Origin of the sequence: Arthrobacter pascens (assembly GCF_017052465.1) — a bacterium.
Lineage (GTDB): Bacteria > Actinomycetota > Actinomycetes > Actinomycetales > Micrococcaceae > Arthrobacter > Arthrobacter pascens.
This window is the reverse complement of sequence record NZ_JAFHKT010000143.1, coordinates 1-21299: the sequence shown is the minus strand read 5'-3', so window position 1 is coordinate 21299 and position 21299 is coordinate 1. Positions and strand designations below refer to the sequence as shown.

Genomic DNA, 21299 nt, shown 5'->3' with positions numbered 1-21299 from the left:
TGGCTACTGCGCTGTATCAGCGCTGCGGCGGCTCAAATACGGCCATGCGGTGATGAGTCCCATGCCCAGTGTTGCCATCAGATCAACGGCCAGCACGATCTGCCAGGGGTACACAGCAAAGGCGAGGCCGCCGAAGGACAGGACGGCGGTCCACATGTACATCAGCATCACTGCGGTGCGGTGGGAATAGCCGATGTCCATCAGCTTGTGGTGCAGGTGTCCGCGGTCCGCCGACCACGGGGACCGGCCCACCGCCGTGCGCCGGACCACGGCGAGGCAAAGGTCCAGGAGCGGGAGGAACAGTACTGCAAAGGGCAGCACGATGGGGATGATGGTGGGGATACCGTTCACGCGGTCATAGAGCCCGGACGTAATCTGGCCCGTGGACACCACACCGGCCGAGGCCATGAGCAGGCCTATCAGCATGGCTCCGGAATCTCCCATGAAAATCTTCGAGGGAAACCAGTTGTGCGGCAGGAATCCCACGCAACTGCCGACCAAGATTGCGGTGAGCAGCGTTGCGAGGTCCGAGCGGTCCAGCAGGACAGCAGTCCGGTGGACCCAGTAGGCGGTCAGGAAGAAGGCCGCGCCGCCGATGATTGCCACGCCGGCCGCCAGGCCGTCCAGACCGTCGATGAAGTTGAAGGCGTTCATCGTCGTCACAATGAGGCCGGTGGTGAGGATGATGTTCACCGGATCCGAGTCGAAGCGGATGGGCTCCGGGATAAAGGGGATGATGGTCATCCGCACGCCCCACACCGCCACCACCAGGGCCGCCGCGATCTGCCCGATCAGCTTGACCCACCAGCGCAGGTCCAGGAGGTCGTCAGCCACGCCGACGAGGACTATGACGGCGGCCCCCGCCAAGACACCCCAGGGCGCCGTGTTGCCCCGGAAGATGTCCTTCACGAAGAAGGACTGGCTGGCCACGACCAGCGCCACGAGCACACCGGCAAAGATCCCCAGCCCGCCAAGACGCGAGACCGGGCTCGAATGCATGTCCCGGCTGCGGATCGGCGCGAACAGTTCAAGCCGGTTGCCGACCAGCCGCGCGCCCCAGGTTGCCGCATAGGACACGATGGCCGCCGTCAGCATCATGCTCAGGTACATGATCATGGCGTCTCCCCCGCCCGGCCGGCGAGCAGGAGGCCGGGGCCGCCTGGCTGGCGGCCGTAACCGCGGAGACACCGCGCAGGGGCGCTGTGCTGCAATTGATGCCGACGCAGATTCGGGGTGTGGCTGGGGGGACCGTGGGGGCTAGATAGCTGTTGATCTGACGTGCAATAAATGAAACTTCTCCGTCGCCATGCGCACAGACAGGCACTGCATGAGTGCCTGACAGGGCTGTATTACAGTGGACTCTAGTCAAGATACTAACGCCAACGGGTACATCGCTTCGCGTCACACGGCCTCACGCCGGCGGGAAACTTGCCGACGGCTGTGCTGAAAGGATCCCGTAATGCCAGTGTCTGTCGCCGTTGCTGCCGTGACGTTTGACCGCCCCCGAGAACTCGCCGTTCTGCTCAGCGCCATCAACAGCCAAACGGCGCCGGTGGCCTCGATTTGCCTGGTGGACAGCGGCACCGTTCCCGCCAGGGAGGTGGCCGAGGAGCACCACAACGTGGATTACGTCCGTTCGGAGGCGAACCTTGGCGGGGCCGGCGGGTTCTCGCTGGCCGTCCTCAAGGCCGTGGCCAGCGGTGCTGAGTGGATCTGGATGATGGACGACGACGCCGAGCCGGCGGACACCGAATGCCTGGCCACCCTGATCCGGGAGGCCGAGGCCCGGGACCTTGAAGCCGTGGTTCCGCTGGTTGTGGCGCCCGGGCACCCCGACCGGCTGTCCTTCTTCTTCCGGCTCGACGGCAAAGTGACCCACGACCGTGCCGCGCTGGAAAAGGTGGGATTCCTCCCGCAGGACGGGCATTTCTTCAACGGGGCGCTGATCCGCTCGGACGTTTTCTTCAAGGTGGGCCTGCCCGACATGCGCCTCTTCATCCGGGGCGACGAGGTGGACTTCACCATCCGGCTGCGCAAGGCGGGGATCCGGTTCGGCACCGTCACCACCGCGGCTATCACGCATCCCCATGCCTTCTCCGAAACCCAGCACGTCTTCGGCGCCCGGTGGCACGTCATAGTTCCGGAGTCGGCGTTCAAGCGGTACTACTACTACCGCAACCGCGGCTATCTGATCCGCCGCTACTTCCGCGTCAAGTCCCTGACAGCCGACGTCGGCGGCTACCTGGGATACTTCCTGCGCCGCGGCGACTTCCGGGGCCTGGCCGACTGGTTCAGGGCATTTTCCACCGGCCTTCGCGGCAAGGGGTTCGGCCCGCTCAAGGACCAGAAGTTCTAGAGGATCCCTCGCCGGCCGCTGCCGTCCTGCGTTGCAGGCGGCGCCGGACCAGCAGGCCAAGCAGCACCCACGGTTCACCCAGAACGCGGTACGCAACGCGCCGCGGGTGAAGCAAGAGCCGCCACGCCCACTCGAGGCCAAGCCTGCCAAGCCAGCGCGGGGCCAGCTTTTGGATGCCGGCAATCTGTTCGATGGCACCGCCCACCGCGCAGTAGACCGCGGGAGGCAGCGAGTCGAGGCGGCGCCGCAGCACTTCTTCCTGCAGCGGCATGCCCAGGCCAACGAGCACCAGCTGGGGCCGCTGCTCCGCGAGCCACGCTGCTGCCGCCTCCTCGATGTCTTCGTTCCAGCCATCGCCGGGCATGCCGGAAACCGTGGCCCCGGGAACGATGCTCTGCAGCTTTGCCACGGCGCGTGCATTGGCCACAGGTCCTGCCCCGAGGACCGCGATCCGCTCAAGCCCGCCGACCTCGCCCAACGCCGGAATCCAGTCTGTCGAACCCAGCCGGTAGTCCATGACGGGCACGGAGTGGTTCTTTCCCCTCCCCCACAGCCACAGCACGGGGGCGCCGTCGATCAGGACAACGTCGCTGTCCTCATAGAATTTGCGGAATTCAGGTTCGGAATGGAACAGCGTGACGCTGTGGAGGTTGTGCCCGACGACGGTCCGTGTGGTTCCGTCAGCGACGAACCTGTTCAGCACCCCGGTGAGTCCGGCGACGTCCAGAGGAGTGGCGTCGACCCCCAGGACAGGTACGGCCTGGCGCTGCAGCATCATTCGGCATGGGGCGCTTTGTCGCCCTGGGGTTCCCCACCGACAGGTTCCTCGCCGGCAGGCTCCGCTTCCCCAGCCGCGGCCGCAGCCGCAGCCGCAGTGTCAGACTCAGCGGCATTGCCGTCAATGTCCAGCAGCCCGGGAACCACTTCGCGGAGCCGTTCAAGGCTCACGGCGCCTTCCCGCACCACCCGCAGCGGACGGGACGTGGCGTCCACGATCGTGGACGGCAGCGCATCGGTTCCCTCGACGGGACGGAATCCGCCTTCCAGGTAGACCTCAACGGACTCGGCGAGCTGGGATTGGGCTTCAAAAGCCGTCTGCGCGGGTGCCTGCCCTGTCCTGTTGGCGGACGATACGGCCAACGGGCCGGTGAGGGTCAGCAGCTCCTGTGCAACTTCATCGGCCGGAATCCTGAGGGCCACGGTTCCCTTGGTGTCCCCCAGGTCCCAGTCCAGCGAGGGCTGGGCGTGCAGGATGAGCGTCAGTCCCCCGGGCCAGAAGGCCTCAGCCAGCTGGCGCGCCTCGGGAAACACATCTGTGGCCAGACCGTCCAGTGCGTTGAGGCGCGGCATCAGCACGGGAGGCGGCATGCTCCGGCTGCGGCCCTTGGAAGCAAGCAGCATGGTGACGGCCTGCGGCGAAAACGCGTCCGCGGCGATCCCGTAGACGGTATCCGTGGGAAACACCACGCACTTCTTCTCAAGGATGGCACGCCGTGCGTGAGCCAGTCCTGCGGTGCGCTCATCGTCGGACATGCAGTTATAGGTAGTGGTCACTGCCTTATTCTTTCATTACTCCGCGCCGGACATGGCGAGGACGGCACTGGTTGCGCGTTCCTTGCCGTTGAGGTCCAAGTGCGTGGTGACATCTGTCCACCGTCCCGTTCCGGACAGCATGGCCGCGATCCAGCGGGCCTGGACTTCGGCGTGTTCCATCACGAAGTACCCCCCGCGAACCAGCAGCCGCGCCGCAGAGGCGGCAGCCGCCGTCGGAAGTTCCATGCCGTCCGCTCCCCCGCCGTAGAGCGCTTCGGGAGGGTCGTGCAGGGCTACTTCAGGTTCGTTCGGAATGGCCTCGGCGGGAATGTAGGGCGGGTTGGACACCACGACATCGAAGGTTCCGTTGAGTTCCGGCAGGGCGTCCCGCAGGTCCCCGCGAACGAGGCTGACTCCCAGGGGCTGGAGGTTCTTGGCCGCCCAGGCATGGGCGAACTCGCTGAACTCCACCGCATGCACTTCCGCCTCCGGCACCTCATGGGCCACTGACCCCGCGATGGCCCCGGACCCTGTGCCGAGATCCACCACCTTGGGCCGGGCAACACCCGCCCGGACCAGTTCCCGGAGCCGGTCGATGACCAGCTGGACCACGGACTCCGTTTCCGGGCGGGGAATGAAGACGCCCGGGCCCACGGCCAGTTGAAGGTAGCGGAAATGCGCGACGCCGGTGATGTGCTGCAGCGGAATGCGGCGGGCCCGCTCGGCCACCAGTTCCGCGTAGCCCTCAGGCGCAGGCGCATCGCCCAGCATCATGGACCGCAGCCGGCCCAGCCCGACGCCCAGCAGGTGGTCTGCCAGCAGTTCGGCATCGACCCTGGGGCTGGGAACCCCGGCATCGGCCAGTAGTCCCGCGGCCTCGCGGACGGCGTCGCCAAGTGACTGCCCCGGCTGGGCCAAATCTTGCTCGGAGGTCATCTGGTTCGGCGGTTCCGGCTAGTCGCCGATGGCGTCCAGGCGTGCCTGCTCGTCCATCTCGATGGCCGACTGGATCACCGGTTCGAGATCGCCGTTCATGACCTGGTCCAGGTTGTACGCCTTGTATCCGGTGCGGTGGTCAGCGATCCGGTTTTCGGGGTAGTTGTAGGTGCGGATCCGCTCGGAGCGGTCCATGGTGCGGATCTGGGACTTCCGCTGGGCCGAGTTCTCGGCGTCGATCTGTTCCTGCTGGTGCGCCAGGATCCGGGCGCGGAGGACGCGCATGCCTGCTTCGCGGTTCTGCAGCTGCGACTTCTCGTTCTGCATGGCCACCACGATGCCGGTGGGAAGGTGCGTGATTCGCACGGCGGAGTCAGTGGTGTTGACGGACTGGCCGCCGGGTCCCGACGAGCGGTAGACGTCGATCTTGAGGTCGTTCTGGTTGATTTCGAGCTCTTCCGGCTCGTCCACTTCGGGAAGGACCAGCACGCCGGCGGCCGAGGTGTGGATGCGGCCCTGCGACTCGGTGACGGGCACGCGCTGCACGCGGTGCACGCCGCCCTCGAACTTCAGGCGCGCGTAGACACCTTCGGCGGGGTCGTTCGAGCTGCCCTTGACGGCCACCTGGACGTCCTTGTAGCCGCCCAGGTCGGATTCTGTCGCGGAGATGATTTCGGTCTTCCAGCCGCGCGACTCCGCATAGCGGGTGTACATGCGCAGGAGGTCACCGGCGAACAGCGCGGCCTCGTCGCCGCCTTCGCCGCCCTTGACCTCAAGGATCACGTTGCGGGCATCATCGGGGTCGCGGGGAATGAGCAGCCGGCGGAGCTTCGCGGCAGTCGTTTCGAGGGCAGCCTCAAGTTCGGGAACCTCGGCAGCGAACTCGGGGTCCTCAGCAGCCATTTCCTTGGCGGCAGCAAGGTCATCCTGGATTCCGTGCCACTTGTGGTAGGCCTCCACAATGCCGTTAAGCTGCGCAGACCGCCGCCCCAGCTTGCGCGCCAGCTTCTGGTCAGCATAAACAGCCGGATCCCCAAGCTGGGCCTGAATAGCATCATGCTCATCAAGCAGGCCCTGTACGGACTCAAACATTTTCAAAACCTCTTTCGACTTGTAACCAAGTCTAATAATGCGGCGACGAAGGTGGGCAAACAGAGAAGCCGCTCAAAATATGCCGGCCAGGGAGTGGCTTCGGGCCTGCCGGAGCCGGGTGGCTGACGATCGTAGATCGGAAGCCACCCGGCGTAGGGGCGGGGCCGGCATATTTTGAGCGGCTAAAGCCAGCTACTTGTCGTTATCCGACTTTGCACCAAGCGTCGTCTTCTGGACCTGCATGAGGAACTCGACGTTGCTCTGCGTCTCCCGGATCTTGTTGGTCAGCAGCTCAAGGCTCTGCTGCGTTTCGAGTCCGGAAAGGACGCGGCGCAGCTTCCACATGATCTTGACCTCTTCAGGCGAGAGCAGGTTCTCTTCGCGCCGGGTACCGGACGCGTTGACGTCCACGGCGGGGAAAATGCGCTTGTCTGCCAGCTGGCGGGACAGGCGGAGCTCCATGTTGCCGGTGCCCTTGAACTCTTCGAAGATGACCTCGTCCATCTTGGAACCGGTCTCGACGAGTGCGGTGGCCAGGATGGTCAGCGAGCCGCCGTTTTCGATGTTTCGGGCTGCACCGAAAAAGCGCTTCGGCGGGTACAGCGCCGCGGAGTCGACACCACCGGACAGGATGCGGCCCGAGGCCGGTGCTGCCAGGTTGTAGGCACGGCCCAGGCGGGTCATGGAGTCGAGGAGCACCACGACGTCCATGCCCATTTCCACGAGGCGCTTTGCGCGTTCGATGGAGAGCTCGGCCACGGTGGTGTGGTCATCGGCGGGACGGTCGAAGGTTGAGGCGATGACCTCACCCTTGACGGTGCGCTGCATGTCCGTAACTTCTTCGGGGCGTTCGTCAACGAGCACCATCATGAGGTGGACCTCAGGATTGTTGGTGGTGATGGCGTTGGCGATGGACTGCAGGATGAGGGTCTTACCGGCCTTCGGCGGGGAGACGATCAGGCCGCGCTGGCCCTTGCCGATCGGGGCAACCAGGTCGATGACGCGGGGGCCGATCTTCTTGGGGTCCGTCTCGAGGCGCAGGCGCTCGGACGGGTACAGCGGAACCAGCTTGGCGAACTCAACACGGTCCTTGAGGTCCTCGGAGGTCTTGCCGTTCACCGAGGTCACGCGGACCAGGGCGTTGAACTTCTGGCGGGCAGACTGCTGGCCGCGGTCTTCGCCGTCGCGCGGAGCGCGGATGGCACCGACCACCGCGTCGCCCTTGCGCAGGTTGTACTTCTTGACCTGGGCCAGGGACACGTAGACATCGTTCGGGCCCGGCAGGTAGCCGGACGTGCGGATGAAGGCGTAGTTCTCAAGGACATCGAGGATGCCTGCCACGGGCAGCAGGACATCGTCATCGGTCACCTCGACGTCGTCGACGTCGGGCCCCTGGCTGCGTCCCCGACGGCGGTCGTTGCGGTCGCGGAAGCGGTCGTTGCGGGCGTTGCCGTCCCGGCTGTCGGACCGTTCGTTGCGGTCGCGGCGGTTGCGGCGGTTACGGCGGCTGCCGCCGTCGTCGTCGCCATCGCGGCTGTCATCGCGGCGGTTGTCGCGGCTACCTGCGCCCTCGGCGGAGTCACGGCCACCGCGGGTGCGGCCGCCCTCGCGGCGGTCCGTGCGCTGCCCGCCGTCGCCGGTATCGCCGCCCTGTTCACGGGCTTCGCCACGGGTTTCTGCACGGGCTTCGCCACGGGTTTCGCCACCGCGGGTTTCAGCACCGCGGGTTTCAGCGGCACGGGTTTCAGCGGGAGCGGCTTCGGCCGGAGCCTCGGCGGCTTCGCCCTGCGGAGCAGCTGCGGCAGCCTCGCCGCGGCGGCGGTTCCGGGTACGCGGCTGGCGGCGTTCGCCGGCGCCTTCGCCGGCTGCGGCTTCGGGGGCCTCGCCGGCTGCCGGGGCGGCCGGCGTTTCGACGGCGGCGGGCTCGGCGGCAGCTTCAGCGGCGGGAGCGGAGACCACACCGTCGCTGACGGCGCGGCGGCTGCGGCCACGGCCCCGGGCACGGGTGCCTTCCTGGGCCGGGGCTTCGGTGGTTTCTGCCGGGGCGGCCGGAGCCGACACCTCAGCAGCAGCGCCGTTATCGGCGCTCTTCGCAGCAGCCCGGGCCGGAGCCTTGGTTGCTGACGTACCCGCACGATGCGCCGAGATGGCCGAGACAAGGTCTCCCTTGCGCATGCGGGAACCGCCCGAAATACCGAGCTGGCTGGCAAGAGCCTGCAGCTGGGCGAGCTTGAGGCCTGCGAGGCCACTGCTCTTGGCGGGTGCTTCCGTCAACGATCCGGAAGCAGAAGATGGTGTGTCCACAGCTGGCGACAGCTCAGTGGTTTCGGTCACGAAGGATCCTTCCCCCTCGACGGCGTCCAGACTGGGAGCTGGACGCGATGATTTGATCTGGGCTGCAGTTCAGATCTGCAGCCGGGATTTCGGCCTTGCCGGATGGAATTCGCGGCAGGGCCGGATACTGATCGCCTTCAACGCTCCGTAATACGGTGGGGCGTCGGACTGACGGTTCAGGGAACAGAATGTTTTCTGTGGGCCCCGGGTCAGGCCAAGGAGGCGGCACCGGAAAATACTGCGCATTACTAAGACGAAGCAGCAGCAGATCTATGCAGGTCCGGACCAGGATAGGCAACATGGCCGATCATCAGGTTCTTTGACTGCACGGTCTTTGGCTGCAGGGCCCCTTGACTGCAGAGTCGCTGTTGACTGCATAAACTGCGGTGACTGAATGCGGGTTTACCGCCGGTGCACTCCCACTTTAGCACCTTCGACGTCCACTGCCAGCTTCATCACGCGCCAGTTGATATCAGGCGTGTTGGCCGCGGTAAACGAATCGATGAACTGCAGCACATCCGCGGCTTCCGCCTCGCCGTTGGCGAGCACCAGGACGGTAGGCCCTGCCCCGGAAACGACGGCGGCGTGCCCGGCTTGGCGCAGCGCCTTGATGAGCGCGGCACTGGGCCGCATTGCCTCCGCACGGTAGCTCTGGTGCAGGAAGTCTTCGGTGCCGGCAAGCAGCAGTTCCGGCTTGTCCGTCAGGGCGTGGATGAGGAGTGCGGCGCGGCCGGAGTTCATGGCCGCGGCGTGGTGGCCCACCGACGCCGGCAGCAGGGCACGTGCGGCTTCCGTGGACAGTTCATAGTCCGGTACGGCCACGATGGGGATGACGGCATCGTTCACCGTGGCGCAGGTGCTGCTGTACTGGTCACTGTCCTGCCACGACAGCGCCAGCCCGCCGAAAATCGCCGGGGCGACGTTGTCCGGGTGCCCCTCCATTTCGCTGGTCAGCTGGAGGATCCAGTTCCGGTCCTGCTGCTCGCCCGAGGGGAGCAGGGCGTTCGCTGCCGTAACGGCGGCCACCACTGCGGCTGCCGAGGAACCCAGGCCGCGGCCGTGCGGGCTGACGTTTTCCGCCGTGATCTTCAGCCCGTTGTGCCGGTAGCCGAGGCGCTCGAAGGCGGCGTTCATGGCGCGCACCACCAGGTGGCTGGCGTCTCGCGGCAGGGACTCTGCGCCTTCACCGCTGAGCTCGAAGAGCAGCTCACCGCTGTCCAGGCTCTCCACGGTCAGGGTGTCGTGCAGGGTCAGGGCCAGGCCGAGGCTGTCATAGCCGGGCCCAAGGTTCGCGCTCGTGGCGGGGACCCGGACAGTGACCTGCTGCCCGCCCTGAATGGCGGGCAGCTGGGCGGTTTGCGGCAGCATGGTTTCCAAGGCTATTTGTCTTCCAGTCCCAGTTCGGCGGCAACCGTGACAACGTCGTTGGATACCTTCACGGGCTGGACGTCGCTGCCGTCTTCGGTCCGCAGGGCCCACTGCGGGTCCTTCAGTCCGTGGCCGGTGACGGTGATGACGATGGTCTTGCCCGAAGGGACCTCGCCGGCCGCGTGCTTCTTGAGGAGGCCCGCGACGCCGGCGGCGGAGCCGGGCTCTACGAAGACGCCCTCCTTGGAGGAGAGCCAGCGGTGGGCTGCCAGGATTTCGTCGTCCGTGACGGCCTCGATGAAGCCGCCGGATTCGTCACGGGCGGCGATGGCGCCGTCCCAGGAGGCGGGGTTGCCGATGCGGATGGCGGTGGCAATGGTGTCCGGCTCGGTGATGGGGTGGCCGGCCACAAACGGGGCGGCACCCGCGGCCTGGAAGCCCCACATCCGCGGCGTCCGGGTGGAAACAGCCGGAAGGGTGCCGGCTGTCGCGGATTCGAACGGCGCCGAGTATTCCTTGTAGCCCTTCCAGTACGCGGTGATGTTGCCAGCATTGCCGACGGGCAGCACGTGGATGTCCGGCGCGTCGCCGAGGGCATCGACGATTTCGAAGGCTCCGGTCTTCTGTCCCTGGATGCGGGCAGGGTTGACCGAGTTCACCAGGAAGACCGGGTAGGACTCGCCAAGCTTGCGGGCGATGTCGAGGCAGTTGTCGAAGTTGCCGTCCACCTGCAACAGGGTGGCGCCGTGGGCGATCGCCTGGCTGAGCTTGCCCATGGAGATCTTGCCTTCGGGCACCAGCACTGCGCACTTCAGGCCTGCGGCCGTGGCGTAGGCGGCCGCAGACGCGGACGTGTTGCCCGTGGAGGCGCACACCACGGCCTTGGCTCCGGATTCCACGGCGGCGGTCATGGCCATGGTCATGCCGCGGTCCTTGAAGGAACCGGTGGGGTTCATGCCTTCCACCTTGAGGTACACCTCTGAGCCGGTCAGCTCTGAGAGCTTCTGCGCGTGGACCAGCGGCGTTCCGCCCTCGCCCAGGGTGATGACCTTGGTGCTTTCCGTTACGGGCAAACGATCAGCGTATTCGCGGATGACTCCGCGCCATTGGTGAGCCACTTAGACTCCTTCTACCCGAAGTACGGATGTAACGGAATTGATGACGTCCAGGCCCTTGACGGCCTTGACGGTTGCTGCCAGCGCAGCTTCGCTTGCGCGGTGCGTGACGATCCGCAGTTCCGCCGATTCCACGTTGGAGTCGGCATCACGGTGGATCGTCTGGCGCATGATCTCGATGGACACGCCGTGCTCGGCAAACAGCTGGGCGATCCTCGCCAGTACGCCGGGCTGGTCGGCAACGTCCAGTCCGATGTAATAGCTGGTGGTGACGGCGTCGATGGGGAATGCCGGAACGTGCCCGGTGGTGGACTCGATGCGGCCCGGTCCGCCCAGGACAATCCTGCGGGCGGCCGACACGAGGTCGCCCAGCACGGCGGACGCCGTCGGCGTTCCGCCGGCGCCCTGGCCGTAGAACATGAGTTCCCCGGCGTTCTCGGCCTCAATAAAGACCGCATTGAAGGCCCCGCGGACGGCAGCGAGGGGGTGTTCCCGGGGCAGCAGCGTGGGGTGCACCCGCACCGAGACGCCGTCGTCGCCGTCGGCATCTGTCAGCTGCTCGGCAATGGCCAGCAGCTTGATGACGAACCCTGCTTCCTTGGCCGCGGCGATGTCAGCAGCGCTGACGCCGGTGATGCCCTCGCAGTGCACGTTGGCCAGGTCGAACCGCGTGTGGAAGGAAAGCGACGCAAGGATGGCAGCCTTGGCTGCCGCGTCAAGGCCTTCGACGTCGGCGGTGGGATCGGCCTCGGCGTAGCCCAGCCGCTGTGCCTCGGCAAGGGCGTCCGCGAACTGGGCGCCCGTGCTGTCCATCTGGTCGAGGATAAAGTTGGTGGTGCCGTTGACTATGCCCAGGACGCGGGTGATCCGGTCCCCGGACAGGCTGTCGCGGATCGGGCGCAGGATCGGGATGGCTCCCGCCACGGCAGCTTCGTAGGACAGCTCGACGCCGGCCTTGTCCGCCTCTTCGTACAGCGCGGGGCCGTCGGCGGCAAGGAGGGCCTTGTTGCCCGTGACGACGCTGGCGCCGTTCTGGATGGCCGCGAGGATCAGGGACCGGGCCGGCTCCAGGCCGCCCATCAGCTCGATGACGAGGTCGGCGTCCTTGACCAGGGTTTCGGCATCCGTGGTGAACAGGTCGCGCGGAAGGTCCACTTCACGCTCGGCGTCGATGTTGCGCACGGCGATGCCGGCGAGCTGCAGGTGGGCACCCGTGCGGGACGCCAGGGTGTCGGCGTCGTCCATGAGAATCCGCGCCACCTGAGCCCCGACGTTGCCACAGCCCAGCAGGGCCACTTTCAGGGTTCGCAATTCAGTCATTCAGGCTCCCATGTCGCGGTTCAGCAGATCTTCTTCGGTTTCCCCGCGGACAATCAGCCGGGGAGATCCGTCGCGCACAGCGACAACGCCCGGCCGGGCCAGATAGTTGTAGTTGCTTGACAGGGCCCAGCAGTAGGCGCCGGTCCCCGGTACAGCGAGCAGATCACCGGCTGCCACGTCCTCGGGCAGATATACATCTCTAACAACTATGTCGCCGCTCTCGCAATGTTTGCCCACTACGCGGGACAGCTGCGGCGCCGCGGCGGAGGCCCTCGAGGCGAGGATCGCGGAATAATCCGCGTCGTAGAGCACCGGGCGGGCGTTGTCACTCATGCCGCCGTCCACCGACACATAGCGGCGGGGGTGCGTAACGTTTTCTCCCCCTGTTTCCGGTGTTGCGGCGTCGCCGGCGGCCGGAGCATCCACGCGGACGGTCTTCCGGGTGCCCACTTCGTACAGCGTGAAGGTACTCGGGCCAACGATGGCCCGTCCCGGTTCGATCGAAATCCGCGGCGCGGCAATGCCCAGCTCAGCGCACTGCGAACGGACGACGGCGGCCATCGCCTGCGCGATGTCGGCCGGCGGCCGCGGCGTGTCAACCGGCGTGTACGCGATGCCGTAGCCTCCACCGAGATCGAGTTCGGGAAGGCGGATCGAGTACTTCGCCTGCATCTCCGCCAGGAAGCCCAGAAGCTTCACCGCGGCGAGGGCAAACCCGTCGGGTTCGAAGATCTGCGAGCCGATGTGGCAGTGCAGGCCGAGCAGTTCGATGCTGGCGTAGCTTGTTGCCGCGGCGACGGCTTCCTCGGCCGCCGAGAGGCCTGCCTGGTCAGTGGAGTCACCGGCCATGGATAGGCCGAACTTCTGGTCTTCATGGGCCGTGGCGATGAATTCATGCGTGTGGGCATGCACCCCAGGCGTCAGGCGCAGCATGACCTTGGCCGTTTCGCCCCGTTCGGACGCGATTTTGGCCACTCGCTCCAGCTCGTCCAGGCTGTCCACCACAATGCGGCCGAGCTTCATGTCCAGTGCCCGGTTGATCTCGGCGTCGGACTTGTTGTTGCCGTGCAGGCTGAGCTCGGCACCGTCGATGCCCGCACGGGCGGCCACCGCAAGTTCACCGCCGGAACAGGTGTCCAGGCGCAGGCCCTCTTCAGCCACCCACCGGGCCACAGCGGAGCAGAGGAAGGACTTGCCGGCGTAGTAGACATCCACTCCCCCGCAGATGTCGGCAAAGGCCTCGTCAAAGGCATCCTTGAAGGAGCGGGCGCGGGCGCGGAAGTCCGACTCGCTCATGATGAACAGCGGCGTCCCGAACTGTTCCTTGAGCTTACTGACCGGAATCCCGTCAACGGCCAGTTCGCCGTCGGAATTCCGCCCGACTCCGGCAGCCCACATGGGCTCGTGGAGTGCGTTCAGGTCCGCCGGCAGGGCCAGCCAGTCCGGAGCGAGCGGGGAAGCATGTGCTGACATTGGGGCATCTCCGGTCATTGAGTCACATCCGTTCCGGCGCCGACACGCCGAGCAGGTCCAGTCCGTTGGCAAGCACCTGGCTCGTGGCGTCATTGAGCCACAGGCGGGTGCGGTTGAGATCAGTGACGGCTTCCTCGCCCAGCGGGGCAATGCGGCAGGCGTCGTACCAGCGGTGGTAGGCGCCGGCGATGACCTCAAGGTGGCGGGCCACCCGGTGGGGTTCCCGCAGTTCCGCAGCCTTGGCCACGATGGACGGGTAGCTGCCCAGGTAGGACAGCAGCTCGTTTTCGGTTGCGTGGTGCAGCAGCGAGGCGTCGAAGGCGCTGCGGTCCACGCCCGCTGCGACGGCATTGCGCGCGGCGCCGCGGGTCCGGGCATGCGCGTACTGCACGTAGAACACCGGGTTTTCGTTGCTGTGCTTCTTGAGCAGCTCGGGATCCAGGGTCAGCGGGGAATCTGCCGGGAACCTCGCCAGCGAGTAGCGCACGGCGTCCTTGCCGAGCCAGGAGATCAGGTCCTTGAGCTCGATGATGTTGCCGGCGCGCTTCGACAGCTTGGCACCGTTGACAGAAACGAGCTGGCCAATCAGCACCTCAATATTGACCTCGGGATCATCGCCGGCAGCAGCCGCTATGGCCTTGAGCCGGTTGATGTAGCCGTGGTGGTCGGCGCCCAGCAGGTAGATCTTCTCGGTGTAGCCACGGTCCTTCTTGGACAGGTAGTAGGCGGCGTCGGCGGCGAAATACGTGGGCTCGCCGTTCGCGCGGATCATGACGCGGTCCTTGTCGTCGCCAAAGTCCGTGGTGCGCAGCCAGACGGCACCGCCGTCGTCGAACACGTGGCCCTGCTCGCGAAGGCGGGCTACGGCACTTTCGATGGCGCCGGCGTCGTGGAGCTCCTGCTCGGAGAAGAAGACGTCGAAGGAAACGCCAAAGTCGGCCAGGGTGTCCTTGATGTCCTTCAGCTGCGCTTTGTAGGCCGCTGCCCGGATCACCGGAAGGGCCGCCACGTCGGTCAGCTCGCGGATGTCCGGGTGCTGTGTGAGCACTTCATGGCCGAGGTCCCGGATGTACTCGCCCGGGTAGCCGCCCTGCGGCACGTCCCGGCCGTGCAGGCGTGACAGCACAGAGTTGGCGAACACGTCCATCTGCGAACCGGCGTCGTTGATGTAGTACTCCGCGGTGACATCCGCCCCGGAGGCCCTCAGCACACGCGCGATCGAGTCACCGAGGGCAGCCCAGCGCGTGTGGCCGATGTGCAGCGGACCGGTGGGATTGGCGGAGACAAACTCCATGTTGACCGTGTGGCCCGCGAGCGCGGAATTGGTGCCGTAGGCCGCACCGGCCTCCACGATCGCCTTGGCAAGGGCACCGGCTGCGGCCGCGTCCACGGTGATGTTCAGGAAGCCCGGACCGGCGATCTCGACTGCGGACACGCCGTCGATCCCTTCCAGGCGCGCGCTGAGGACGGTAGCGAATGCCCGCGGGTTGGTTCCGGCCTGCTTCGCCAGCTGCAGGGCGATGTTCGTGGCCCAGTCTCCGTGCTCCCGGTTTTTGGGACGCTCAACCAGGACGGCGTCCGGGACAGCCGCCTCGGGGAGGGCGATCTCGCCGGCGGCAACGGCATCTTGCAGGCAGGCGGATATGGCGAGGGAGAGTTCTTCGGGAGTCACATTCCTAGCCTACCGGGGGGCCCGGCCTGCCGCGGAATCCGGAGGGGGACCCTGGCCCCCTCCGTGGCCGCCCCGCCGTCACAGCTAATACTAGGGACATTCACAGTTTGAACGTTTAGCCTGATCTCGGCGTCGTCCACCAGGTAAGTGCCCGTACTAACGAAACGAGACACCGTGCAGCCCACACTCCGTAAAACTGTATTCGCCGGGATCGCCGGCCTGTCCCTCGCCGGTACGGTGGCCGGCTGCGCGCCTTCGGCGCAGCAGCCCGCCGCCCAGGAAACCCCTTCCTCTGCTTCTTCCTCTGCTTCGGAGACCGCAACACCCGGCTCGTCTGCGCTCGCAACGTCAGGCGCCGGCTACAAGGACGGCACCTACAGCGCGGACGGCACCTACAAGTCGCCCAACGGCACCGAGACCGTGGGCGTGCAGCTGACGCTGGCCAACGGAACGGTTTCCGCCGTTGAGATCACGGAGCATCCGTCCAACCCGAACACCCGGAAGTTCCAGGGGCAGTTTGCCGGCGGAATCGCGGCGCAGGTGGTCGGCAAGAGCCTCGACGAAATCAAGGTTTCCAAGGTGGCTGGCTCGTCCCTGACCAGCGGCGGCTTCAACCAGGCCGTTGAAGAGATCAAATCCCAGGCAGTGTAGGCAGGCGCGGGCGGCATGGACTCCACGAGAACAGCAATAAAAGGAGAGCCCATGCCGCACGCCGGCTGGCACGAATTCCGTTTTGACGGCATCGGAACGAGCTGGGAGATCTCCACTGCCGCGCCGTTGGATGCCAGTCTCCGTAGCCGGATCCTTGCCGAGGTGGAGCGCTACGACTCAACGTGGTCCAGGTTCCGCGGGGACTCGCTGATCAGCCAGATGTCGGTGCAGGCGGGGCGTCTTGAGCTGCCCCCTGAATCCGCTGGCCTCGCGGATCTCTACCGCAGCCTGTACTCGCTCAGCGGCGGGGCCATGACACCGCTGATCGGCGAAAGCCTGGAACAGCTGGGCTACGACGCCGGCTATTCCCTGCATCCCCGCGGAGCCGCGGCACCTCCGCCGGCCTGGGACGATGTCCTTGAGTGGCGCGGGACATCACTGCGCACCACCGCTCCCGTGGTGCTGGACATCGGGGCTGCAGGTAAGGGCCAGCTCGTGGATCTCCTGGCCGGAATGCTGCGGGACCAGGGACTCACAGACTTCTTTATCGACGCCAGCGGCGACCTTCTGAACGGCGGGGAAACGCCTGTGACGGTGGCGCTGGAGCATCCATACGACACCAGCAAGGCGATCGGCACGGTTCAACTCGGCCAGAGGGCGCTGTGCGCCTCGGCCTCCAACCGCAGGGCGTGGGGCGACGGACTCCACCACGTCTTGGATGGCACCACCGGCGAGCCGGTCCGGACTGTGGTGGCCACGTGGGCCATGGCCGAAACTGCCATGGAGGCAGATGCGCTGGCCACGGCGCTGTTTGTGGTTCCCGCCGCGGCGCTGGAGCCCCATTTCCGGTTTTCCTGGCTTAAGGTTTTTTCCAACGGCAGCGCGGAGTACTCCGCGGAATTCGAAGGGACGCTGTTCACATGAGTTCCACCACCACCGGGCTGCGGGCCTCCCCCGCCACCGCGCTGGATGCCTTCCTCGGCCGTTTCACCATGTACCGGCTGGTGTCCCTGGTTCTTGCCGCGCTGGCCGCCTATAGCCTGCTGCTCGACGGCCTGGGCTGGCTGACATTCGGCGTTGCCAACATGCTCGCCCACCTGGCGTTGTGCCTCGGCCTGACCTATGCCTCCAACCGCGCCCTGGCCGCAGTGTTCCGCGTCCGCCCGCATTCGGAATCGTCGCTGATCACAGGGCTTTTGCTCTACTTCCTGTTCTGGCCAACCCAACTCGGGCCGGCATTCGCTCCGATCGACCTGGCCGGCGTGGCCCTTGCCTGCATCCTCGCGTCGGCGTCCAAGTATGCGCTGGCCTGGCGCGGACGCCACGTGTTCAACCCCGCGGCCGCCGGCGCCTTCATTACCGGCCTCACCGGTTTGAACATCGCGACCTGGTGGGCAGGCACACCCGCCATGCTGTGGCTGCTGGTTCCCGGAGTCCTCCTGGTGCTTTACCGGACCCGGAAAATGCTGATGGCCGCAGTCTTCGTCGTTGTTGCCACGTCCATCGCGGCCAGCGACCTGCTGCAGTCGGGCGTGGACGCGGGCGGCGCCGTGTGGCAGCCGCTGGCCCAAAGCCCGGTGCTGTTCTTCGTCGGATTCATGCTCACCGAACCGCTGACGCTGCCTCCGCGCCGCTGGCAGCAACTGGTGCTGGCCGCCGTCGTCGGAGTGCTTTTTGCGATGCCCTTCAACTTCGGTTTCGTGGCGAACTCGCCCGAGCTGGCCCTGCTTGCAGGGAACCTGCTCGCTTTCCTGGCCGGTCAGCGCGGAAGCGTCCGGCTGCTGTTCAGCCACTCCCGCAGGCTCACACCGACAACCACCGAATTTGTCTTCAGGCCTCGCCGCCCCGTCCGTCACGAGCCCGGCCAGTACGTGGAGCTGGATCTCCCGCACGAGAAGCCGGACGGCAAGGGCCGCCGCCGCGTGTTCAGCCTGACAAATTCCCCGGACGCGACCCACGTGAAAATCGGCGTCGGCACCGCGGACCCCGTCTCCGCCGCCAAACGCAGGCTCCTGGCGCTCAAGCCCGGGGAGGAACTCACGGCCACCACCGTGGCTGGAGACTTCGTCCTGCCCAAAGGATCGAACGGCCCGGTCCTGCTCATTGCTGCGGGCATCGGCATTACGCCGTATCTGGCGCATCTTTCCAGCGGAGTGGCCAGGCAGCGGGATACTGTTCTGCTGTACCTGGCCAGGAATGCGTCCGAACTTGCGTATGCGGCTGAGCTGAAAGAATCCGGCGCCAGCATTCTTGCCCGTCTGGCCGACGGCTCCGCTCCGCCCGACTTCATTGAAGACGCCGGCGCCAGGCTGGATCCCGGCACCCGGCTGGACGGTGCGTCGCTCAAGCTGCTGGTCCCTGACATCGCCCAGCGGAGGGTGTTCATTTCGGGCTCACCGGGCAGTGTGGGGTCGCTGCGGCGTGCTGCACGGCAGGCAGGCGCCCGCCGAATCCACGTTGATTCGTTCGCAGGATACTAAATCTGTGCAGGGCGTTGGCTGCGGGCACGGTGCCGGTTTTCCATTCGGCCCCACCTTCCTGCTAAGCTCTAGGACGTCCCGCCGGCAACGGCAGGATCCCTGACTGCCCTCGTAGCTCAGGGGATAGAGCGTCTGCCTCCGGAGCAGAAGGTCGTAGGTTCGAATCCTATCGAGGGCACAGAAAAAACCCCGTCGTTTCAGCGAAACGGCGGGGTTTTCTGCGTCCCCTGTCGGCGCCTGCCAGTGCGCCTCCAAACATTGTCGGTGGCCCCTCGTAGGCTGAATTGCATGATCTGTTCCATCATTCCCCCGTACATGCTGAAGCGCCTCGCGGCGCAGGACGCGCCACGGTTCAGCGCTGTTCGCCGGGCAGCAAAAGAAGCACTGCTGCACGTGAAGACAGTGCAGGCGGCAAGAACGGCTCCGGCGCCTGTGACTCCCCCGGGTTTGAGGCAAGTGCAGCCTGCTCCCCCGGACAGATCTGTCTATGATGCCAAGTCGGCTGAATCCCTTCCCGGCGTGCTGGTGCGGAAGGAAGGCGAAGCCCCTGTCGGTGACCCCGCGGCTGATGAGGCCTACGACGGCCTGGGCCATACCCACAGCCTTTACGCCGACGTTTTCGGCCGGAACTCCATCGACGGCCAGGGCATGCCGCTCAACGCCACCGTGCACTTCGGCAAGCTCTACGACAACGCCTTCTGGGACGGCCAGCAGATGGTTTTCGGCGATGGTGACGGTGAAATCTTTGAACGGTTCACCCGCTCCCTCAGTGTCATCGGGCACGAACTGGCCCATGGAGTGACCCAGTTCTCCGCCGGGCTCGCCTACCGGAACCAGGCCGGCGCGATCAACGAGTCCATCTCGGACGTCTTCGGTGCCCTGGTGGAACAGTACTTCCGGAAACAGTCAACGGCCGACGCGAGCTGGCTGATCGGCGAAGATCTGTTCACTTCCCAGGTTGAGGGCACGGCCCTCCGCTCCATGAAGGCGCCCGGAACGGCGTACGACGACGACGTCCTGGGCAAGGACCCACAGCCAGACTCGATGGACGCGTATGTCCGCACCAGCGCGGACAACGGCGGAGTCCACATCAATTCGGGCATTCCCAACCGCGCCTTCTGCCTGGTCGCGCAGGCGATCGGCGGCAACGCCTGGGAGGCCCCGGGACAGATCTGGTACGAGACCCTGACGGGAGGATCCCTGCCGCCGACAGCCACCTTCAGCGTCTTTGCCAAGGCCACCGCGGCATCCGCAAGGGAATTGTTCGGCGACGGGTCTGCGGAGCATGACGCCGTGCGCGAGGCGTGGGAAACTGTGAAAGTGAAGCACTAACCCCACGCCGGGCGCGGCAGTTCCGCGCGTCCGGCAGCCTCGGATCACCAGGACCCTGCCATGAAAATCACAGTTGAGCGCAGCGGAGGGATTGCTGCGCTGACGCGCACCTGGACAGTTCAGGCCACCACGTCCAGCGACAAGAGCCACTGGCAGCCGATCGTCGAAGCCTGCCCGTGGGACGCAGTCCCGGACTCCCGGCAGGTTTCCGACGGGCAGCCCGACAGGTTCATGTATTCCATCCGGGCCGGCCAGCGCCGGGCCACTTTGCCGGAACGGGCAGTGACCGGGCCCTGGCGGGTCCTCGTGGAAACGACCAGGGCCGCTGCGGAACAGACGCCCCGCAACGGCACGGCAACCGGCATCCGCTCCTAGGCAGCGCCTTCCTATGGGCGGCGCCTTGCTATGGGCGGCGCCTGGCAATGACTGCGTGCGAAGCCTGTGCCAGCCCGGTGCCAGCCGCGTAGGTCAGGGCGAGGCCGGCGCCAACCCGGTGCCAACCACGTAGGTCAGGGCGGGCCATTGTCGGAGGACCTTCGGGGCCTGCTTTCGGCAGCCCTGAAGGTCTATGAGGCGCGGGCCAGTTGTTCGGGCTGGCTGGTTCCCGGCAGTGGCGGTGCTGTGGAGTGGTAGCTGTGGCCGGTCGGGGTCCGGAGTTCGATGGTGTGCCTCAGTCGATCTGCGCGCGCGGGGCCGGGGCGGGGTTTCACGCTCCAGCCGGGGGTTTCTTTGGTGTGGTTGCAGGCTTCGCAGAGCCCTGCTGCGTTTTCGAGGCTGGTGGTTCCGCCGTTGTGCCACGGGACGATGTGGTCGTGGTGGCGGATGGGGGCGTCGCAGTAGGGCGTGCGGCAGGTGTCATCGCGGGCCTGGATGAAACGTCGCAGCGGGGCCGGGAAGAGGCGTGCCCGTGAGTCCATCGCGACGAGTTCGCCGGTTCCGGGGGCGGTGTAGAGCCGGCGGACCCAGACCCTGAGTTCCTCACTGCTCGTAGGGTCTGTACCGGCGAGGGTTGTATCGCCACCCGTTGTACCGCTATCGGTTGTGGCGCCGCCGGTTGTCCGTGCACCATCCTGCTGGCCCTGGCCCTGGCCCTGGCCGTGGCCCTGTGGCTGGGTGAGCGCGTCGCGGGCCCAGCCCGCCGGGACCACGCCGTAGCCGGGGATCCGTGCCGGCTCTGAGTCGCCCTGGAAGAGGGTGCGGTCGGTCATGATGAGCTGGATCTCGATGCCGGTGATCCCTCCGGGGGTGCCGGTGGTCCATTCGACCAGGTCATCGGCCATGATCTGCCCGCGGGCGCGTTCATCCCCGCCGGAGCGCAGGGTGTCCGCATGCCGGGTCAGGGCCGCGTGCACGGCGACGCCGGCCGAGACGGGGAGCAGGGCGGTCAGGTAGCACATGGTGTCCGGTGCCGGGCGGAGGCTGACGTGCCGTTCGGTGGCGGCGTGGGCCGCGCGCTGGGTGACGGAGCGCGGGTCCCGGCGGTAGGCGGCGGCCCGGGCGGCGGCCCGGGCGGCGGCCACGACGGCCCGGTCTCCTGCACCGGTCAGCGTTCCGGTGTCGGGGGCGAGTTCCTCATCGACGCTGGACCGGTCCGCGGCGGACAGGGACGCCGTTTCGCGCACCAGCAACGTGGCCCG

General features: G+C 66.5%; 18 protein-coding genes and 1 tRNA gene. 7 read left to right on the top strand and 12 right to left on the bottom strand.

Going from position 1 to position 21299, the window contains the following annotated elements:
* Positions 1-3: 3 nt before the first annotated feature.
* The gene (locus JYA52_RS13150) at positions 4-1116 is read right to left on the bottom strand and encodes an MraY family glycosyltransferase (RefSeq protein WP_205653632.1); all 1113 of its coding nucleotides are present in this window, start codon (positions 1114-1116) and stop codon (positions 4-6) included.
* A 343-nt stretch (positions 1117-1459) separates the two neighbouring features.
* On the opposite strand from JYA52_RS13150, the gene JYA52_RS13145 reads away from it, so the two are divergent.
* Complete coding sequence (locus JYA52_RS13145; RefSeq protein WP_205653631.1) at positions 1460-2356, top strand: glycosyltransferase; 897 nt, start codon at positions 1460-1462, stop codon at positions 2354-2356.
* Here JYA52_RS13145 and JYA52_RS13140 read toward each other — a convergent pair.
* The 10 genes from JYA52_RS13140 to argS all read right to left on the bottom strand — a co-directional run bounded on the left by JYA52_RS13140 (position 2337) and on the right by argS (position 15199).
* A complete protein-coding gene (locus tag JYA52_RS13140) occupies positions 2337-3134 on the bottom strand; it encodes a WecB/TagA/CpsF family glycosyltransferase (protein WP_205653630.1) in 798 nt (265 codons plus the stop codon). The two genes, JYA52_RS13145 and JYA52_RS13140, sit on opposite strands and share 20 nt — an antisense overlap.
* Positions 3131-3910: an L-threonylcarbamoyladenylate synthase gene (locus tag JYA52_RS13135; protein WP_205653629.1), complete on the bottom strand. Its 780-nt coding sequence runs from the start codon at positions 3908-3910 to the stop codon at positions 3131-3133. Before JYA52_RS13135 ends, JYA52_RS13140 begins: the two co-directional genes overlap by 4 nt.
* 15 nt (positions 3911-3925) lie before the next feature.
* Positions 3926-4825 carry a peptide chain release factor N(5)-glutamine methyltransferase gene (prmC, locus tag JYA52_RS13130; protein WP_205653628.1) on the bottom strand — a complete coding sequence of 300 codons (900 nt, stop codon included), beginning with the start codon at positions 4823-4825 and terminating at the stop codon, positions 3926-3928.
* An 18-nt stretch (positions 4826-4843) separates the two neighbouring features.
* A complete protein-coding gene (prfA, locus tag JYA52_RS13125) occupies positions 4844-5917 on the bottom strand; it encodes a peptide chain release factor 1 (RefSeq protein ID WP_205653627.1) in 1074 nt (357 codons plus the stop codon).
* 192 nt (positions 5918-6109) lie between these two features.
* Positions 6110-8251 carry a transcription termination factor Rho gene (gene rho, locus JYA52_RS13120; RefSeq protein ID WP_205653626.1) on the bottom strand — a complete coding sequence of 714 codons (2142 nt, stop codon included), beginning with the start codon at positions 8249-8251 and terminating at the stop codon, positions 6110-6112.
* A gap of 402 nt (positions 8252-8653) precedes the next feature.
* Positions 8654-9619, bottom strand: coding sequence for a homoserine kinase (thrB, locus tag JYA52_RS13115; protein ID WP_205653625.1), 966 nt, complete (start codon positions 9617-9619; stop codon positions 8654-8656).
* A gap of 11 nt (positions 9620-9630) precedes the next feature.
* Positions 9631-10737: a threonine synthase gene (gene thrC, locus JYA52_RS13110; protein ID WP_205653624.1), complete on the bottom strand. Its 1107-nt coding sequence runs from the start codon at positions 10735-10737 to the stop codon at positions 9631-9633.
* A complete protein-coding gene (locus tag JYA52_RS13105; protein WP_205653623.1) occupies positions 10738-12054 on the bottom strand; it encodes a homoserine dehydrogenase in 1317 nt (438 codons plus the stop codon).
* Positions 12055-13527 (bottom strand): diaminopimelate decarboxylase, encoded by a 1473-nt coding sequence (gene lysA, locus JYA52_RS13100; RefSeq protein ID WP_372433841.1) that lies wholly within the window; start codon positions 13525-13527, stop codon positions 12055-12057. It abuts the gene before it with no gap.
* Between the two features lie 22 nt (positions 13528-13549).
* Positions 13550-15199, bottom strand: coding sequence for an arginine--tRNA ligase (gene argS / locus JYA52_RS13095; protein WP_205653621.1), 1650 nt, complete (start codon positions 15197-15199; stop codon positions 13550-13552).
* 174 nt (positions 15200-15373) lie between these two features.
* On the opposite strand from argS, the gene JYA52_RS13090 reads away from it, so the two are divergent.
* The 6 genes from JYA52_RS13090 to JYA52_RS13065 all read left to right on the top strand — a co-directional run bounded on the left by JYA52_RS13090 (position 15374) and on the right by JYA52_RS13065 (position 20037).
* Complete coding sequence (locus JYA52_RS13090; protein ID WP_205653620.1) at positions 15374-15850, top strand: FMN-binding protein; 477 nt, start codon at positions 15374-15376, stop codon at positions 15848-15850.
* A 51-nt stretch (positions 15851-15901) separates the two neighbouring features.
* Positions 15902-16774: an FAD:protein FMN transferase gene (locus tag JYA52_RS13085; protein WP_205653619.1), complete on the top strand. Its 873-nt coding sequence runs from the start codon at positions 15902-15904 to the stop codon at positions 16772-16774.
* Entirely contained in the window at positions 16771-18330 is a 1560-nt protein-coding gene (locus JYA52_RS13080) for a ferredoxin--NADP reductase (protein ID WP_205653618.1), read from the top strand. Before JYA52_RS13085 ends, JYA52_RS13080 begins: the two co-directional genes overlap by 4 nt.
* A gap of 105 nt (positions 18331-18435) precedes the next feature.
* A tRNA-Arg gene (locus JYA52_RS13075) sits at positions 18436-18508 on the top strand.
* Positions 18509-18618: 110 nt separating this feature from the next.
* On the top strand, positions 18619-19662 hold the full coding sequence (locus JYA52_RS13070; protein ID WP_205653617.1) for a M4 family metallopeptidase: 1044 nt from the start codon (positions 18619-18621) through the stop codon (positions 19660-19662).
* Between the two features lie 60 nt (positions 19663-19722).
* A complete protein-coding gene (locus JYA52_RS13065) occupies positions 19723-20037 on the top strand; it encodes a protealysin inhibitor emfourin (protein ID WP_205653616.1) in 315 nt (104 codons plus the stop codon).
* 191 nt (positions 20038-20228) lie between these two features.
* Here the strand turns inward: JYA52_RS13065 and JYA52_RS13060 are convergent.
* Positions 20229-21299: HNH endonuclease (locus JYA52_RS13060; protein WP_205653615.1), on the bottom strand; the 1071-nt coding region annotated here is incomplete at its 5' end.

Excerpts from the sequence above, each read along its gene's own strand:
- JYA52_RS13150 (WP_205653632.1), bottom strand. The coding sequence starts at position 1,116 with ATGATCATGTACCTGAGCATGATGCTGACGGCGGCCATCGTGTCCTAT.
- JYA52_RS13145 (WP_205653631.1), top strand. The coding sequence starts at position 1,460 with ATGCCAGTGTCTGTCGCCGTTGCTGCCGTGACGTTTGACCGCCCCCGA.
- JYA52_RS13140 (WP_205653630.1), bottom strand. The coding sequence starts at position 3,134 with ATGATGCTGCAGCGCCAGGCCGTACCTGTCCTGGGGGTCGACGCCACT.
- prmC (WP_205653628.1), bottom strand. The coding sequence starts at position 4,825 with ATGACCTCCGAGCAAGATTTGGCCCAGCCGGGGCAGTCACTTGGCGAC.
- prfA (WP_205653627.1), bottom strand. The coding sequence starts at position 5,917 with ATGTTTGAGTCCGTACAGGGCCTGCTTGATGAGCATGATGCTATTCAG.
- thrB (WP_205653625.1), bottom strand. The coding sequence starts at position 9,619 with ATGCTGCCGCAAACCGCCCAGCTGCCCGCCATTCAGGGCGGGCAGCAG.
- JYA52_RS13105 (WP_205653623.1), bottom strand. The coding sequence starts at position 12,054 with ATGACTGAATTGCGAACCCTGAAAGTGGCCCTGCTGGGCTGTGGCAAC.
- lysA (WP_372433841.1), bottom strand. The coding sequence starts at position 13,527 with ATGTCAGCACATGCTTCCCCGCTCGCTCCGGACTGGCTGGCCCTGCCG.
- JYA52_RS13085 (WP_205653619.1), top strand. The coding sequence starts at position 15,902 with ATGCCGCACGCCGGCTGGCACGAATTCCGTTTTGACGGCATCGGAACG.
- JYA52_RS13080 (WP_205653618.1), top strand. The coding sequence starts at position 16,771 with ATGAGTTCCACCACCACCGGGCTGCGGGCCTCCCCCGCCACCGCGCTG.
- JYA52_RS13070 (WP_205653617.1), top strand. The coding sequence starts at position 18,619 with ATGATCTGTTCCATCATTCCCCCGTACATGCTGAAGCGCCTCGCGGCG.
- JYA52_RS13065 (WP_205653616.1), top strand. The coding sequence starts at position 19,723 with ATGAAAATCACAGTTGAGCGCAGCGGAGGGATTGCTGCGCTGACGCGC.